Origin of the sequence: Mesorhizobium sp. B2-4-6, from assembly GCF_006442775.1 — a bacterium.
Classification (GTDB): Bacteria; Pseudomonadota; Alphaproteobacteria; order Rhizobiales; family Rhizobiaceae; genus Mesorhizobium.
Genome location: NZ_VFVI01000003.1, coordinates 319,356 through 333,640, shown reverse-complemented (window position 1 = coordinate 333,640; position 14,285 = coordinate 319,356). Strand labels below are relative to the sequence as shown.

Sequence of the window (14,285 nt, the reverse complement as noted above, 5' to 3'; positions counted from 1 at the left end):
ACGTTCGCCATGACCAATGCAACCGAACACCCCGTCGTGCAGCTCGCCGTGCTTGTCGGCAGCCTGCGCGCCCAATCCTTCAGCCGCAAGATCGCCAAGGCGCTCGCCGCCCGCGCGCCGGATTCGGTGCGCTGCCGCTTCATCGAGATCGGCGACCTGCCGCTTTACAACGAGGATCTGGACGGCAACGGCCCGCCGGCGGCGTGGTCGGCCTTCCGTGCGGCGATGCGGGAATGCGACGCGGTGCTGTTCGTCACGCCGGAATACAACCGCTCGATCCCGGGCTGCCTGAAAAACGCGCTCGATGTCGGCTCGCGCCCATCGGGCAAGAACGTGTTCAAGGGCATGCCCGCCGGTGTGGTCAGCGTCACGCCGAACAAGCTCGGCGCATTCGGCGCTAACCAGGCGCTGAGACAAACCTTCGTCTTCCTCGACATGCCGGTGATGCAGCAGCCGGAGGCTTATATAGGCAATGTCTCGGAGCTGTTGGACGACAAAGGCGCGGTGACCAACGCTGACACCGCCACCTTCCTTGAGAATTTCATGGCCAGCCTGGAGAGCTGGATCAGGACGGTGCATCCTGGCGGCTCGTCCTTCGATGCCTTCATGAAGCAGCGCGAGAAGATTGCCGAGGACTATGTCAATGGCGACGCCTCCTCGCTGAAAGCGATCGTCACCCGTGCCGGGCCGGCGACGTTCTTCTCGCCGCGCGGCGACCATCTCGAAGGGGCCGAAGCGATTGCCGGCCGTTACGAGCGCGATGCCGCGAGCTTCCACAAAGGCGGCAACACCGACCTCGAGGTGCTGCAGGCGTCGGCAAGCGGCGATCTGGCCTTCTGGAGCGGCTTGCAGCATGCCAAGGCGCGCATGGGCAAAAACGGCGAGGCAACCGAGATGACCTTGCGAGTCACCGAGGTGTTCCGGCTGGAGGACGGCGCGTTCAAGCTGGTGCATCGCCACGCCGACCCGGTTCATTAGCCGGCGCTTGCAAAAATCCGCGACACAATGCCGGTGGCCTTTGCAACATAGACCTATTCCTTTTGGCCCGGGGGCGGCATATGTCAGATACATGGTCGTGCCAGTTGAAGGCATGATGACGACGATAAAGACACGTATGGGCGCGGAAGCGAAAGTCTTGCCGTCGGGGGTCGGCGAGCCAGCGATATTGGAAGGCGCGATTGTCATCGGCGCGGGCGCCGCGGGGCTTGCCGCCGCGCATGCGCTGGCCAAGGCCGGCGTGACGACGCAGCTCCTGGAACGCGAGGAACGGCTGGCCGAGCCCTGGCATCGCCGCCACGACAACCTGCACCTCAACACGCATCGCGACCTCTCCTCGCTGCCGGGCGTATCCTTTCCGGCAGGAACGCCGGCCTTCCCGCACCGCAGCGCCGTCATCCGCCATCTCAACGATTTCGCTGAGACGCACAGGCTGCCGATCGCCTTCGGCGTCAAGGTCGACGAGATCGAATTTCGCGGCGACCACTGGCTGCTGCGGACAAGCGCGGGCTTGAAGGCGGCGCGATATGTGGTGGTTGCCACCGGGCGCGACCGGCAACCCTTCATCCCGGCCTGGAAGGGCATTGCGGATTTTTCAGGATCGATCATCCACTCGGCCGATTTCGGCAAGGCGAGCGACTATGCCGGCAAGAAGGTGCTGGTGGTCGGCGCCGGCAATTCCGGCTTCGACGCGCTCAACCATCTTTCCCGCGTCGAGACGGGCCAGATGTGGCTTTCGGCGCGCAATGGACCTTCGCTGCTGCCCAGGCGCATCGGCAAGATCGCGGTGCATCGCATCTCGCCGGTGATGGCAAGCCTGCCGACATGGCTCGCGGACGCGGCCATGGCTGCAACGCAGCGCCTGGTGTTCGGGGATCTGACGAAATACGGCCTGCCTCCTGCCCCGTCGGGCGGCGCCAGCCGGCTCGGCTCCGACTATACGGCGATCGCCGCCGACGACGGCGCGGTCGATGCCATCAAGGCCGGACGCATCATCGTGGTGCCGCAACCGCGCGAATTCAGTCGCGACGGCGTGGTGCTGGACAATGGACAGATGATCGCGCCCGACATCGTCATTGCCGCCACCGGCTACCGCACGGGGCTGGAGACGATGCTGGGCCGGCTCGGCGTGGTCGACGCCAAAGGCGTGCCGCTGTTCAACGGCGCCGCCAACGACCCGAAGCTGCCCGGGCTCTGGTTCACCGGCATGCGGCCGAGCATTCGCGGCTGCTTTTCCAATGCAAGGATTCAGGGCACAGCGATCGCCAGGAAGATCGTCGGCCAGAAGCGCTGAGCGGCATCGTCAGTTCCGACCTCGGTTTTTGTGTTGCCTTCCGAGCGTGCGCCCCCTATACGCCGCGGGACGTCGGAGTGTAGCGCAGCCTGGTAGCGCACCTGATTTGGGATCAGGGGGTCGCAGGTTCGAATCCTGCCACTCCGACCATTGCTTCTTTCCTAGACCAAATCGGTCTCGCCGTCCCTGCATTACAACCGGAAGGACAGGGACAATTGGGACGCCAACACCGACATCATCGTCGTTGCGGATGTTTCCAGGGCAGCTGACATGGGTACTCCGCGACCTATGGTCCCTCCTCTTCAACGACGCGCGTCGATGCGGCCCCGCCATGGTGGCGGCAGCTTGCTGCTCGGCGCGGGACAGGCTCACGGGCAAGCGGAACCAGCCATTCAACGGCGCAGCCGAAGTCACGGTAAACCCGCCGGGCGAGAACCCCAACACCTCGAGCCCGGCGAGCCTACAACCCGATCTGGAACGCGACCGGGGCCGGGATCAGCCGGCACGGTCCGCGTTGCAAGAGTGATGCCGGAAAGACTGTTCCGGAATGGGACCGCTACGCCGCGTGCTCCCACAGGTAGATCACGGAAACGCCTGCCGTGGCTCGAATAATCCCTCGCCTCCAACTTTGTCGCCGGTCTAGACTTCGAACCAGGGGGATTTTCGATGCCCGTTCTCGAGGCTCTGCTGTCGCTGATCGGCCCGGCCTATCTGGCCTATTACGGCTTTACGGTTGCGGTGATGGTGGTCTGGGCAATTCTGTGCGCTGTCCTGTGGGTTTGGAACAACCGGCCCAGCAAGAGGAATGGCGGCGTAGCCCGGTCGCGGTCCGCCGGCCTGATGTTCTTCATCCTAGTCGCCGCCTGTTATGTGGCGGCGCACACGGGAGTCTATCTTTTGGCCCGGCATCTGGCCGGACTATGGGCGTGACAGGCCTCAGATATCGAACTCGCCCTGCCCCTCGTCCATGGCGCTGACGGTCTCGGCCGCCAAGACGCGGGTGATCGGCGTCTTGCGCTCGAGGGCGGCGCGATCGAGGCGCTCGACGACGCGCATCGCGGTGCCGAGCGAACGCTCGATGCGGCGCACCAGGTATTGCACCACATGCGGCTCGACTTCGACCTGGCGGTCGGCGAACAGCTTTGTGATGACGCCGGCAAGCAAAAGGTCGTCGGGCTCGTGGATCTCGACCGTGGCCGCCGCCTTCAGCCGCGAGATGAGATCGGGCAGCGCGACGCGCCAGGCCGAGGGGAACCGCCGCGCCGTCAAAAGCAGCGTCGAACCCGCGCCGCGCACGGCGTTGATCAGGTGGAACAGGCCCTGCTCGTCGATCGGCCCCTTGTCGATATCGTCGATGAGCGCCGGCCTGGTGCCGAGACCGGCAATGTGCTCGTCGATCCGGCCGGGATCGATGGCGACGGCATGCGTCCGATCCTGCCAGATCCGGGCGAGATGCGTCTTGCCGGAACCGGGCGGCCCTGCCAGCACGACCACCGGCGACGGCCAGTCGGGCCAGCGGTCGATCAGCGATGCCGCCTGCGCATTGGTGCCCGAGACGACGAGTTCGTCGCGCGAATAGCCGGTGCCGTGGCCGAGATCGAGCGGCAGCTGGCGCGGCGTATCGGCTGGCTGAGCAGCCATTTCAGCCCCGCTTCGAGCGATGGCCGCCGCCGCGATCGGCTGGCAATGGCGGCACGGGCCGGGCGGCGTGACCCTTGTAGAGCGGCGATTCGAGATAGCGGCCGATGGCGAAGCGCACCAGTACGGCGATCGCAGCCGAGGCCGGGACGGCGATCAAAAGGCCGACGAAGCCGAACAGCGCGCCGAAGGCAAACAGCGCGAACATCAGCCAGACCGGATGCAGACCGACGCTTTTGCCGACCAGCCTCGGCTGTAGGATGTTGCCCTCGATGAACTGGCCGACGAAGAACACGCAGGCCACCGCCACGATCATTGTCCAGTCCGGCCAGAACTGGACGAAGGCGACGCCGACGGCGAGCACCAGCCCGGTCAAGGAGCCGACATAGGGGATGAAGGAGATCAGCCCGGCGAAGAAGCCGATGAGGATGGCGAAGTTCAGCCCGGTCAGCGTCAGGCCCGTGGCATACATCGCGCCGAGCACCAGGCAGAGCGTGCCTTGACCGCGCACGAAGCCGGCGGTGGCGGTGTTGATGTCGCGGGCGAGCGCGCGCACCGTCTCGACATAGTCGCGCGGCACCCAGCTGTCGACCACCGCCACCATGCGGTCCCAGTCGAGCAGCATGTAGAAGGCGACGACCGGGGTGACGACGAACAGGCTGACGACCGATACCAACGCCACGCCCGAGCTCCAGATCGAGGTGAAGACGGTGGTGAGCAGCCCGAAGCCGGTGGTCAGCAGCGAGTTCAGCCCGTCGCGCAGGCCGGCGGCGTTGACGCCAAAGCGCTGCTCCAGCCATTTCGGGTCGAAGCTGGTGATCAGCGACTGCAGCCGGGTGAGATATTCCGGCAGCTTGCGGGCGAAATCGGCCATCTGGGTGGCCAGCACCGGCACCAGGATAACGAAGGCCAGCACCACGACGACGATGAAGGCAATCAGGATCACTACCGTCGCCATCAGGCGCGAGAGGCCGAGACGCTGCAGCCAGTCCGCGACCGGGTCGAGGAAATAGGCGAGCACCATGCCGGCGACGAAAGGCAGGAGGATGCCCGAGAAGACATAGAGGAACAGCGCCAGCAGGACAGCCGTGGCCAGCCAGAAGAAGGCCTGGCGGCGAAGCCCGCCCGAGCCGTCGTCGGCCGCGATCGCCGCGGCGTCATTGTCAGGCGCCCGTGTTGGAACCGCCCGACTTGCCGATGCCCGACTTGATGTCGCCGGTCTGGGAGTTGCTCGTCCGGGAGCCTTCGCCATAGCCGCTCATATGTCTTAGCCAAGCCACGAGATAGGCCGCGGCCGAAGCCACGGTCAAGACCCCGGTCAGCAATATGAGCGCGGTCCGCAGCGGGCCGAGATGCACCGAGAAGGCCAACTCGCCCAGCACAAGCGCCGCCAGCACGATCTGCGCCGCGGTGTTGGCCTTCGACACGAAGAGCGGCTTCATCTCGACCGGATGGCTCATGACGCTGGACAAGAGCACGGCGCAGACGATCAGCCCGTCACGCGAGACCATGGTCACCACCAGCCAGAGCGGCAGTTCGCCGGCAAAACCCATGACGACGAAGACCGAGACCAGCAGCAGCTTGTCGGCGATGGGATCGAGATAGGCGCCGAGGCTGGATGACTGGTTCCAGCGACGCGCGATGAAGCCGTCGACACCGTCGGAGACGCCGGCGACGAGGAACCCGGCGAAGGCCCAGTCCCAACGCGCATTCAGCATCGCCAGCACCACGGCGGGCACGAGCAGCAGCCGCATGATCGTGATCATGTTGGGAAAGGTCACGTGATGTCCCGTCGTGGTCCTTTGTTGGGGAATAGATGAGGGAGATGGGCAAATTGGGCAAGTGGAAGCGGCGCGGAAGCTGCCAATCTCTTCCCTCGCGGGGGATGTCTGGCAAGGCAGAGAGGGGTGCTGTCCCGCCAGCTTATCGACCGTTGCTCATTGGATATCGAAAAGCTGATCGCTCGATCGCCTCGCCCACTTTCCACGGTGTTTTGTCCGCCTCGACGACCGTCATCCTTGCTCCCCGAAACCATTCATGCGAAGAGCCCGCAATGACAAACAGGGACGAGCCGACCATGAGCAAGGGCGACCAGGCCAAGCGCAAGAACGGTCTCACCTATGCCGAGGCTGGCGTCGATATCGATGCCGGGAACCTGATGGTCGAGAAGATCAAGCCGCTCGTGCGCATGACGCGCCGGCCGGGCGCCGACGGTGAGATCGGCGGCTTCGGCGGGCTGTTCGACCTGAAGGCCGCCGGCTTCACCGATCCGGTGCTGGTCGCGGCCAATGACGGCGTCGGCACCAAGCTCAAGATCGCCATCGACGCCGGCAAGCACGATACGATCGGCATCGACCTCGTCGCCATGTGCGTCAACGACATCGTCGTGCAGGGCGCCGAGCCGCTGTTCTTCCTGGACTATTTCGCCACCGGCAAGCTCGACCCGGACCAGGGCGCTTCGATCGTCGGCGGCATCGCGCAAGGCTGCCGGCAGGCCGGCTGCGCGCTGATCGGCGGCGAGACGGCGGAAATGCCCGGCATGTATCACGACAAGGACTATGACCTCGCCGGCTTCGCCGTGGGCGCGGCCGAACGCGGCCAGTTGCTGCCGACCGACGACATCGTCGAGGGCGACATGCTGCTCGGCCTTGCCTCGTCCGGCCTGCACTCCAACGGCTTTTCGCTGGTGCGCCGGATCGTTGCCACGAGCGGCCTTGGCTGGAGCGATCCGGCGCCGTTCAACGAGGAACTGAGCCTCGCGGAGGCGCTGCTCGAGCCGACGCGCATCTATGTGAAGTCGATCCTGAAGGCGATCCGCAACACGCATGGCATCAAGGCGCTGGCCCACATCACCGGCGGCGGTTTCCCGGAAAACATTCCGCGCGTGCTGCCCAAGGATTTCTCCGCCGAGCTCGATCTCGAGGCGATCGACGTGCCGGCGGTGTTCTCGTGGCTGGCCAAGACCGGCGGCGTGGCGCCGGAAGAAATGATGCGCACCTTCAACTGCGGCATCGGCATGGTCCTCGCCGTCGCTTCCGGCCAGGCAGCGCAAGTAGCGGCAGTGCTGCAGGAAGCCGGCGAAACGGTGACGCCGATCGGCCGCATCGTGCCGCGCCGAGACGCCGGCGTCATCTATCGGGGCTCGATCGGCCTATGAGCAGGAAACGCACGGTCGTCCTGATCTCGGGACGCGGCTCCAACATGACGGCGCTGATCGCGGCGGCCGCCGATCCAAGCTATCCGGCGGAAATCGTCGGCGTCATCTCCGACCGCGCCAACGCGGCCGGCCTCGGCATCGCCCAGTCGCGCGGCATCGCCACCAAGGTCATCCAGCGCGCCGACCATCCGAGCAAGGATGCCTATGACGCAGCGATCGATGCCGCGCTCACCGGCTTCGGCGCCGACATCGTCGCCCTGGCCGGCTATATGCGGATCCTCGGCCGCGGCCTCGTCGAGAAATGGCAGGGGCGCATGGTCAACATCCACCCTGCCCTGCTGCCGGCCTTCAAGGGGCTGGATACGCATGCTCGCGCATTGCGCGCGGGCGTTCGCATCCATGGCTGCTCGGTGCATTTCGTCACGCCGGAGATGGACGACGGCCCGATCATCGCGCAGGCCGCCGTGCCGGTCATGGTCGGCGACAACGAGGACACGCTGGCCGCGCGGGTGTTGAAGGTCGAGCACCGGCTCTATCCGCTGGCGCTGGGGCTGGTCGCCGAAGGCAAGGCACGCATGGAAAAAGGCCACACCGTGCTTGCCCATTTCGCCGACGATGCCGACAACGCCACCTCAGTAGTGATAGCGCCGGACCCGTTGCGCGAGGAAACCGACCTCGAACAGCTGGCGCGGATCACGCCTTAGAGGCGTCAATGCCCGTAAAACAACTGCTTATCCTGCGCCATGCCAAGTCGAGCTGGGACGATCCCTCCCTCGCCGATTTCGACCGGCCGCTCGGGCCGCGCGGGCTGAAGACGGCGCCACTGATAGGGCGCGAGCTTGCCCGGCGCGGCTGGCTGCCCGATCTGGCACTGGTCTCGCCGGCGTTGCGCACCCGCGAGACCTGGCAGACGGTCGCGGCTGAACTGCCCCACCATGTGCCGGTGCAATTTGCCGAGGAACTCTACGAGGCGGCGGCCGGCGCCATCCTGGCGCGTGTGCGGCAGGCCAAGGCGGAGAGCCTGTTGGTGATCGGCCACAATCCCGGCCTGCAGCATTTTGTGTTGCGGCTGGCCGGCGCCGGGTCGGACGAGAGCGTGTTCAAGAAGATCGAAGCGAAGTTCCCGACGGCGGCGCTCGCGCGGTTCACGCTGGACGAGGATTGGGTGGACCTTGACTTTCGCGGCGCGCGCCTGACGCATTGTGTTCGGCCGAAGGATTTGGCCTAGAGGGAGCCGCCGATCTCGTCGCACTGGGTGGCGCTGCTCGCCGCATAAAACAAAAGGCGGCGGAGCAAGTCCGCCGCCTTTGACAGTTCAAAGCGTCAAGAATCAGTTGCCCCAGATGCCCTGGCCCGGGTCGGACCAGGCCTTGGAGCCAGCCGAACCTGTCGTCATCGAGGTGTCGACATCGGCCTGCTTGGCAACCTCACGCTTGCCGATCGAGGCCGTATAGGCCCTGTCGACGCCGGCGGTTGGCCGGTTGGCGTCATTGGGGTCGTAGTGATCGCTGCCGGCAAAGGCGGAGCCCATCGCGAGAAGCATTGCGGCAGTGGTGAGAGCGATCCTGGTCATTTCGGTTTTCCTTGTTCGTTGGTTTCATAGAGGCGGAGGCCCTGGGAGGATGACCCCGCTGCCGACAAGACCCGCGGCGGCCGGGATTTATTCCCGGCCCGCTCGCTTTCTTTAGCGGCCCCGGCAGCGTCGGTCCAAACTTCGCCGAGAAAAAGACAAACGATTACAAATACTTGTGATACAAATACTTGTGAAGTGATTTCACAATGCCGGTAGCCGGCTGTAGAAAAACAGAGCGGCGGGACAAGCCCGCCGCTCGAGGTCTTGGAACCAGGCCATTCAGCGGTTGCCGAAAAGATCCTGATCGGCGGCCTGGACCGCCGGCTTCTGGACATTCGCGCCCGAATTCTTGATCGAAGCGGTGAACGAGCTGTCGACCGAAGCAGTCGGCCGGTTGGCCTCGTTGGGGTTGTAGTGGTCCGACCCAGCGAAGGCGGCGCCAGTGGCGACAAGCAGGGCGGCGGCGGTAAGAGCGATCTTGGTCATTTCAAATACTCCAGGTTTCGGGTTGCGCTGTTTGATCAGGCGCGATCGACGATCAGATGACCAAGTGGATCGGCACAGGGTAGCCTCGGACATCGCCCGGGTGCTGCCCGCTCGCTCCACTCACTTGAATTTCCTTGGCATCGGCCCCGTCTATCGGCCCTTACTCCCACTTCGACAGCACCAGTGGCACCGTTACAGGCATCACCGCTTCGTGATGAATGCTTGATCGACCCTGAAAAGCCGGTCCGGGAGCAGCCGGCTTTAGAAAACAGAGCGGCGGGACAAGCCCGCCGCTTTGAAGTCTTGGAAGACCAGGGCGTTCAACGGTTGCCGAACAGATCCTGGGCAGGAGCCTGGGTCGCCGGCTTCTGGACGTTCCCGTCCGAATTCTTGACCGAAGCGGTAACCGAGGTGTCGACCGACGCGGCCGGCCGGTTGGCTTCGTTGGGGTTGTAGTGGTCGGACCCAGCGAAAGCGGCGCCAGTGGCGACGAGAAGAGCGGCAGCAGTAAGAGCGATCTTGGTCATTTGAGTTACTCCAAATTCAAGGTTGATGGGTTGATGGTCAGATTTTGGTCAGGACTGGAACCAGCTTAGTGGTTGCCCCAGAGGCCCTGGCCGGATTCCTGCTGGTTCGAGCTGGGCGCATTCTTGAGGAAGCGCTGTTCGAACTTGTTGATCGAGCCGGTAACGGTCCGGTCGACGTTGCCCGCGGGGGCCGTTACGGCCGACTGGCTGGCATCGTTGGGGTTGTAGTGGTCGCTGCCGGCGAAAGCGCTGCCCGTGGCAATGAGGAAGGCAGCGGCGGCAAAAGCAATCTTGTTCATTTTAGGTACTCCAGATTTCAAAAGTCATGTCCGTCAAGTGGCGTGCCGTAATGGAAATTCGCGTCGCTCGGACCACCTCGAAATGGGTCGGCCCTGTTGCCATTTCCAATCACGAAAAGTTGTGAACCGAACCGTTCGGTTCGATCTTGAAATTATGTGAAGAACGTAGCGGCCACATTCTTATCGTTTAATATCAACTGGTTATAGAGAACCCCGCGCGATGCGGGATTCGGATACGGGTTGCCGGTGTTCACCTTGGCTACACGAACCGTCAACATTAATTGAACCGAACGGTTCGATTTCGTCGCTTGCCCGGCCGAACAAGCGGCTCGGCGGACGCCACGACCGGGATGGCGGCCGCCGGGAAAGCACGTTTGCCTTGCGCGTGGATCGATACTATCGGTTGCCTCGGGAACCAATTTGGACGCTGCCCGCCGCGCTTTGGCGACGGTCGACGCCATTGGGAGGAAACAGCGACAAACGATGCGGCTGCTGCTTGTCGAGGACAATCGCGAACTGGCCGATTGGTTGAGCAAAACGCTGCGCCAGGCGAGCTATGTCGTCGACGTCGTGCATGACGGCGAAGATGTCGAGCATGCTTTGGCCGCCGGCGACCATGCCTTGATCATCCTCGACCTTGCCCTGCCCCGCATGGGCGGCATGGAGGTGCTGAAAAGATTGCGGGCGCGCGGCAACCCGGTGCCGGTGATCGTGCTAACCGCCAATGCCAGCCTCGACGGCCGGGTCAAGGGCCTCAACGAAGGCGCCGACGACTATCTGGCGAAACCCTTCCAGATCGAGGAGCTGGAAGCGCGCATCCGCGTGCAGCTGCGCCGCGCCAACGACCGAACCGCGCCTGTCATTGCCTGCGGCGATCTGGTCTTCGACACCAACACACGCCTGTTCTCGCTTGCCGGCGCGACGCTGTCGCTGACACCGCGCGAGCACGCCGTGCTGGAACAGCTCGTCGTCAAGGCCGGCCGCACGGTGAGCAAGGCGGCGCTCTCGACCGCGATCTACGATTTCGAGACCGACGCCGACCCCAGCGCGATCGAGATCTACGTGCACCGGCTGCGCAAGAAGCTGGAGGGATCGCGCGTCCAGATCGCCACCTTGCGCGGCCTCGGCTACCTGTTGCGCCACGACGATCCGGCGCCATGAGGATCGGCAGGTTTCGGATCGGCAGCCTTCGCCTGCAATTGCTGGCCTGGGTGGTGCTGCCGCTTGCCGGGCTCGCCGCCATCAATCTGTGGACCAGCCAGCGCAACGCGCTGGCGACCGCGGACCTCGTCACCGACCGCATGCTGGTCGGCTCGGCGCGCGCCATCGCCGAGCAGGTGGCAATGGCCGACGGCGCGCTCGACGCCATCGTGCCGCCGGCGGCGATCGAGATGTTCGACACCGGCGACCGGGACAGCGTCTATTACCGGGTCGAGACCGCCGGCGGGCGGCTGCTGACCGGCTATCCCGGCCTGCCCGTGCCGCCGGAGCACGGCAGCATAGAGGCTGCCTATCGCGATCACCCGCTGCGCCTGGCGACGCTCAGCCATGCCGTGATCGGCGCCGGCACGGATTCGCCGATCAAGGTCACTGTCGGCGTCACGCTCGCCGGGCATGACGCGATGGTGAAGCGCCTGTGGCTCAGCGCCTTCGCCCAGCAGCTTGCCTTGGTGGCTATTGCCGGCGTGTTCGTGCTGCTTGGCCTGCGCCGCGGGCTGGCGCCGCTGATCCGGCTGCGCGATGCGGTGCGCTCGCGCAGCCGCAGCGATCTCGACCCGGTCGAGGTCCCGGGCGCGCAGAGCGAAATCCGACCGCTGATCGAGGCGCTCAACGCCTATATGGAGCGCGTGCGGGCGCAAATGGCGGCGCAGCGGCGCTTCATCGCCAATGCCGCGCACCAACTGCGCACGCCGCTGGCGCTCTTGTCGACGCAGGCAAGCTATGCCTTGCGCGAAACCGCGGCCGACCGGCGCCAGGAGGCGCTGGTTGCCTTGCAGGCGAGCTCGGGCAAATTGGCGCGGTTGGCCGAACAACTGCTTACGCTGTCGAGGGCGGAGCCCGGCAGCCGACGGCCGCGCGCCGACCGCATCGACCTCACCGAAGCCGCCCGCCATGTGCTGGAAGCGCAAGCGCCGGCGGCGATCAAGCGCGACATCGATCTCGGCCTCGAGGAGAGCGGACCGGTGACGGTGGTCGGCGACGGCACGATGCTGCGCGAGATGATCGTCAATCTGGTCGACAACGCGCTGCGCTATTCCAGACCGGGCGGTAGCGTCACGGTGAGGCTGGCGACGGCGGATGGCGAGGCCGCGCTCACGGTGAGCGATGCCGGACCGGGAATCCCGGCGGAAGAGCGGGAGCATGTCTTCGAGCGCTTCTACCGCCTCGCCGGCTCGGCCGAGGAAGGCAGCGGTCTTGGTCTCGCCATCGTGCGCGAGGTGGTCGAGAATGCCGGCGGCAGCGTCACGCTGGGCGACGCCGCCGCGGGCGGACTCAAGGTCGAGGTGCGGCTGCCGCTTGCTTCACCTGCAGAGCGATCTGCCTGATCAAGTCCCCTGCTCGTTGAAAGGTGCCGGCCGCCACTTCACCACATAGTTCTCGAAGCGGGTGATGATGAATTCCACCACCAGCGCCATCACCGCCAGGATGATCATGGCAGCGAAGACGCCATTGGCGTTGAAGGCGCCCTGCGCGGTGGAGATCAAGAGACCCATGCCCTGCTTGGCGCCGAGGAACTCGCCGACCACAGCACCGACCAGCGCGAAGCCGAAGGAGACATGCAGGCTGGCAAGGATCCAACTCATCGCCGAAGGGATGATGACCGAGCGGGTGATCTGCATCGGCGAGGCGCCGAGGATCTGGGCGTTGGCGATCATCGCCCTGTCGGCCTCGCGCACGCCCTGGAAGGCGTTGGCGAAGACGACGAAGAACACCATGACGACAGCCAGCGCCACCTTGGACGCCATGCCGAGGCCAAGCGCGATGATGAACACCGAGCCCAGCACCACACGCGGCACGGAGTTCGCGATCTTAATGTAGATCGAGAACACGTCGGCCAGCAGCTTGTTGCGGCCGAGGATGATGCCCGCCACGATGCCGCCAACGGCGCCGATGACGAAACCGAGGAAGGTCTCTTCCAGCGTCACATAGATCTGCAGCCAGAGCGGCCCCTGCGAGGTGCCTTCGGTGATCCAGGACCAGATCTGTTCCCAGATGCCCGAGGGGCTGGAGAAGAAGAACGGATCGATGATGTTGTAATCGGCGCAGAGTTCCCAGAGGCCCAGGAAGACCACGAGGATCGCGAGGCGCAGGCCGATGACCAAGGCATGGCGCTTGCGCAGCCGTGCCCTTGCCCGCGCTTCAGCGGCGACGATCGAAGTGGCACGGGTGGCGGCCTGATCGGTGGGAGAAATGGCGGTCATGCTGTGCCTCCTGTCAATGGCCGGTCTGGAGGCCGCGGCTTTGGCCAAGCTGCACCTCCTCGCGCAGATCGTTCCAGATAACCTTGGCGATCTCGATGAATTTCGGATCGTAGCGGATGTCTGCCATGACGCGCGGGCGCGGCAGGTCGATGCGATAGACGCTCTTCACCGTGCCCGGACCGGCGGTGAGCACGTAGACCTTGTCGGCCAGCGCCACCGCTTCCTCGAGGTCATGCGTGACGAAGACGACGGATGATTTCAGCCCCGACCAGAGGCCCAGCAATTCGTCCTGCATGGCCGTGCGGGTCTGCATGTCGAGCGCGCTGAAGGGCTCGTCCATCAGCAGGATCTTGGGCTGGTTGATGAAGGTCTGGGCAAGCGCTACGCGCTTGCGCATGCCACCCGAGAGCTGGTGTGGGTAGTGCTTGTCGAAACGCGAAAGGCCGACCCGGCCGATCCAGTCGCGCGCCTTCTCGTAGGCTTCCTTCTTCGGCGTGCCCCGGAAGAGCGGGCCGGCGGCGACATTGTCGATGACGCTGCGCCACGGAAACAGCGCGTCGGCCTGGAAGACGAAGCCGATGTCGCGGCTGATGTCGGTCACCGGATTGCCCATGACGCGGACATTGCCGGTGGTCGGACGCAACAGCCCGGTGACCAGGTTGAGCGTCGTCGACTTGCCGCAGCCGGTCGGCCCGACGACGCAGGCGAACTCGCCGCGCGCCACCGTCATGGTGAAATCGCGGATCGCCGTCATCATGTGGCCGTCGGGCGTGACGAAGCGCAGCGTCACGTCATCGATGGCGATCGCGGCATCGGCCGGCGGCGCGGCCGGAGACAGTTTCTCCGCCGCCATGGTCTGCAACTGCATGGCACACTCCTGTCGTGGTGGCGCG

17 protein-coding genes and 1 tRNA gene are annotated in these 14,285 nt (G+C 65.0%); 9 read left to right on the top strand and 9 right to left on the bottom strand.

Annotated features, from left to right (window positions below; all coding sequences use genetic code 11):
• The first annotated feature begins 9 nt into the window (after positions 1 to 9).
• From FJ957_RS11650 to FJ957_RS11635, 4 genes are all read left to right on the top strand, one after another.
• The gene (locus FJ957_RS11650) at positions 10 to 978 is read left to right on the top strand and encodes an NAD(P)H-dependent oxidoreductase (protein ID WP_140831447.1); all 969 of its coding nucleotides are present in this window, start codon (positions 10 to 12) and stop codon (positions 976 to 978) included.
• Positions 979 to 1,093: 115 nt separating this feature from the next.
• Positions 1,094 to 2,290: an NAD(P)/FAD-dependent oxidoreductase gene (locus FJ957_RS11645; protein ID WP_246685811.1), complete on the top strand. Its 1,197-nt coding sequence runs from the start codon at positions 1,094 to 1,096 to the stop codon at positions 2,288 to 2,290.
• 73 nt (positions 2,291 to 2,363) lie between these two features.
• Positions 2,364 to 2,440, top strand: a tRNA-Pro gene (locus FJ957_RS11640).
• Between the two features lie 516 nt (positions 2,441 to 2,956).
• Positions 2,957 to 3,220 carry a hypothetical protein gene (locus tag FJ957_RS11635; protein ID WP_140831445.1) on the top strand — a complete coding sequence of 88 codons (264 nt, stop codon included), beginning with the start codon at positions 2,957 to 2,959 and terminating at the stop codon, positions 3,218 to 3,220.
• 6 nt (positions 3,221 to 3,226) lie between these two features.
• Here FJ957_RS11635 and hdaA read toward each other — a convergent pair whose 3' ends face one another.
• Genes hdaA through FJ957_RS11620 form a run of 3 tightly spaced genes read right to left on the bottom strand, consistent with a single transcriptional unit; the run spans position 3,227 to position 5,709 of the window.
• Positions 3,227 to 3,931 carry a DnaA regulatory inactivator HdaA gene (gene hdaA, locus FJ957_RS11630; protein ID WP_140831443.1) on the bottom strand — a complete coding sequence of 235 codons (705 nt, stop codon included), beginning with the start codon at positions 3,929 to 3,931 and terminating at the stop codon, positions 3,227 to 3,229.
• A gap of 1 nt (position 3,932) precedes the next feature.
• Positions 3,933 to 5,180, bottom strand: a complete 1,248-nt coding sequence (locus FJ957_RS11625) for an AI-2E family transporter (protein WP_246685810.1) — start codon at positions 5,178 to 5,180, stop codon at positions 3,933 to 3,935.
• The gene (locus FJ957_RS11620) at positions 5,092 to 5,709 is read right to left on the bottom strand and encodes a CDP-alcohol phosphatidyltransferase family protein (RefSeq protein WP_140831441.1); all 618 of its coding nucleotides are present in this window, start codon (positions 5,707 to 5,709) and stop codon (positions 5,092 to 5,094) included. Before FJ957_RS11620 ends, FJ957_RS11625 begins: the two co-directional genes overlap by 89 nt.
• A gap of 296 nt (positions 5,710 to 6,005) precedes the next feature.
• On the opposite strand from FJ957_RS11620, the gene purM reads away from it, so the two are divergent.
• From purM to FJ957_RS11605, 3 genes are read left to right on the top strand one after another with little or no spacing between them, the layout of a single operon-like run.
• Positions 6,006 to 7,085, top strand: coding sequence for a phosphoribosylformylglycinamidine cyclo-ligase (gene purM / locus FJ957_RS11615; protein ID WP_140831890.1), 1,080 nt, complete (start codon positions 6,006 to 6,008; stop codon positions 7,083 to 7,085).
• On the top strand, positions 7,082 to 7,789 hold the full coding sequence (gene purN / locus FJ957_RS11610) for a phosphoribosylglycinamide formyltransferase (protein ID WP_140831439.1): 708 nt from the start codon (positions 7,082 to 7,084) through the stop codon (positions 7,787 to 7,789). The genes purM and purN overlap by 4 nt, the downstream gene beginning before the upstream one ends.
• Positions 7,790 to 7,797: 8 nt before the next feature.
• Complete coding sequence (locus tag FJ957_RS11605) at positions 7,798 to 8,313, top strand: histidine phosphatase family protein (protein WP_140831437.1); 516 nt, start codon at positions 7,798 to 7,800, stop codon at positions 8,311 to 8,313.
• Between the two features lie 102 nt (positions 8,314 to 8,415).
• On the opposite strand, the gene FJ957_RS11600 is transcribed toward FJ957_RS11605, so the two are convergent.
• The 4 genes from FJ957_RS11600 to FJ957_RS11585 all read right to left on the bottom strand — a co-directional run bounded on the left by FJ957_RS11600 (position 8,416) and on the right by FJ957_RS11585 (position 9,970).
• Positions 8,416 to 8,658 carry a DUF680 domain-containing protein gene (locus tag FJ957_RS11600; RefSeq protein WP_140831435.1) on the bottom strand — a complete coding sequence of 81 codons (243 nt, stop codon included), beginning with the start codon at positions 8,656 to 8,658 and terminating at the stop codon, positions 8,416 to 8,418.
• Between the two features lie 279 nt (positions 8,659 to 8,937).
• A complete protein-coding gene (locus FJ957_RS11595; protein WP_140831433.1) occupies positions 8,938 to 9,144 on the bottom strand; it encodes a DUF680 domain-containing protein in 207 nt (68 codons plus the stop codon).
• Between the two features lie 320 nt (positions 9,145 to 9,464).
• Positions 9,465 to 9,671 carry a DUF680 domain-containing protein gene (locus FJ957_RS11590; protein ID WP_140831431.1) on the bottom strand — a complete coding sequence of 69 codons (207 nt, stop codon included), beginning with the start codon at positions 9,669 to 9,671 and terminating at the stop codon, positions 9,465 to 9,467.
• Between the two features lie 65 nt (positions 9,672 to 9,736).
• A complete protein-coding gene (locus FJ957_RS11585; protein ID WP_140831429.1) occupies positions 9,737 to 9,970 on the bottom strand; it encodes a DUF680 domain-containing protein in 234 nt (77 codons plus the stop codon).
• Positions 9,971 to 10,453: 483 nt separating this feature from the next.
• Between FJ957_RS11585 and FJ957_RS11580 the strand changes: the two genes are divergently transcribed.
• Positions 10,454 to 11,131, top strand: coding sequence for a response regulator (locus tag FJ957_RS11580; protein ID WP_140648061.1), 678 nt, complete (start codon positions 10,454 to 10,456; stop codon positions 11,129 to 11,131).
• Entirely contained in the window at positions 11,128 to 12,516 is a 1,389-nt protein-coding gene (locus FJ957_RS11575) for a sensor histidine kinase (RefSeq protein WP_140831427.1), read from the top strand. Before FJ957_RS11580 ends, FJ957_RS11575 begins: the two co-directional genes overlap by 4 nt.
• Here the strand turns inward: FJ957_RS11575 and FJ957_RS11570 are convergent, their stop codons facing one another.
• Positions 12,517 to 13,392 (bottom strand): ABC transporter permease, encoded by an 876-nt coding sequence (locus FJ957_RS11570; RefSeq protein ID WP_140831425.1) that lies wholly within the window; start codon positions 13,390 to 13,392, stop codon positions 12,517 to 12,519.
• 13 nt (positions 13,393 to 13,405) lie between these two features.
• The gene (locus tag FJ957_RS11565; RefSeq protein ID WP_140831423.1) at positions 13,406 to 14,260 is read right to left on the bottom strand and encodes an ABC transporter ATP-binding protein; all 855 of its coding nucleotides are present in this window, start codon (positions 14,258 to 14,260) and stop codon (positions 13,406 to 13,408) included.
• Between the last annotated feature and the right edge of the window lie 25 nt (positions 14,261 to 14,285).

Coding starts and splice junctions, on each gene's coding strand:
- FJ957_RS11650 (WP_140831447.1), top strand. CDS start 10: ATGACCAATGCAACCGAACACCCCGTCGTGCAGCTCGCCGTGCTTGTC.
- FJ957_RS11645 (WP_246685811.1), top strand. CDS start 1,094: ATGACGACGATAAAGACACGTATGGGCGCGGAAGCGAAAGTCTTGCCG.
- FJ957_RS11635 (WP_140831445.1), top strand. CDS start 2,957: ATGCCCGTTCTCGAGGCTCTGCTGTCGCTGATCGGCCCGGCCTATCTG.
- hdaA (WP_140831443.1), bottom strand. CDS start 3,931: ATGGCTGCTCAGCCAGCCGATACGCCGCGCCAGCTGCCGCTCGATCTC.
- FJ957_RS11625 (WP_246685810.1), bottom strand. CDS start 5,180: ATGGCGAAGGCTCCCGGACGAGCAACTCCCAGACCGGCGACATCAAGT.
- purM (WP_140831890.1), top strand. CDS start 6,006: ATGAGCAAGGGCGACCAGGCCAAGCGCAAGAACGGTCTCACCTATGCC.
- purN (WP_140831439.1), top strand. CDS start 7,082: ATGAGCAGGAAACGCACGGTCGTCCTGATCTCGGGACGCGGCTCCAAC.
- FJ957_RS11605 (WP_140831437.1), top strand. CDS start 7,798: ATGCCCGTAAAACAACTGCTTATCCTGCGCCATGCCAAGTCGAGCTGG.
- FJ957_RS11600 (WP_140831435.1), bottom strand. CDS start 8,658: ATGACCAGGATCGCTCTCACCACTGCCGCAATGCTTCTCGCGATGGGC.
- FJ957_RS11595 (WP_140831433.1), bottom strand. CDS start 9,144: ATGACCAAGATCGCTCTTACCGCCGCCGCCCTGCTTGTCGCCACTGGC.
- FJ957_RS11590 (WP_140831431.1), bottom strand. CDS start 9,671: ATGACCAAGATCGCTCTTACTGCTGCCGCTCTTCTCGTCGCCACTGGC.
- FJ957_RS11585 (WP_140831429.1), bottom strand. CDS start 9,970: ATGAACAAGATTGCTTTTGCCGCCGCTGCCTTCCTCATTGCCACGGGC.
- FJ957_RS11580 (WP_140648061.1), top strand. CDS start 10,454: ATGCGGCTGCTGCTTGTCGAGGACAATCGCGAACTGGCCGATTGGTTG.
- FJ957_RS11575 (WP_140831427.1), top strand. CDS start 11,128: ATGAGGATCGGCAGGTTTCGGATCGGCAGCCTTCGCCTGCAATTGCTG.
- FJ957_RS11570 (WP_140831425.1), bottom strand. CDS start 13,392: ATGACCGCCATTTCTCCCACCGATCAGGCCGCCACCCGTGCCACTTCG.
- FJ957_RS11565 (WP_140831423.1), bottom strand. CDS start 14,260: ATGCAGTTGCAGACCATGGCGGCGGAGAAACTGTCTCCGGCCGCGCCG.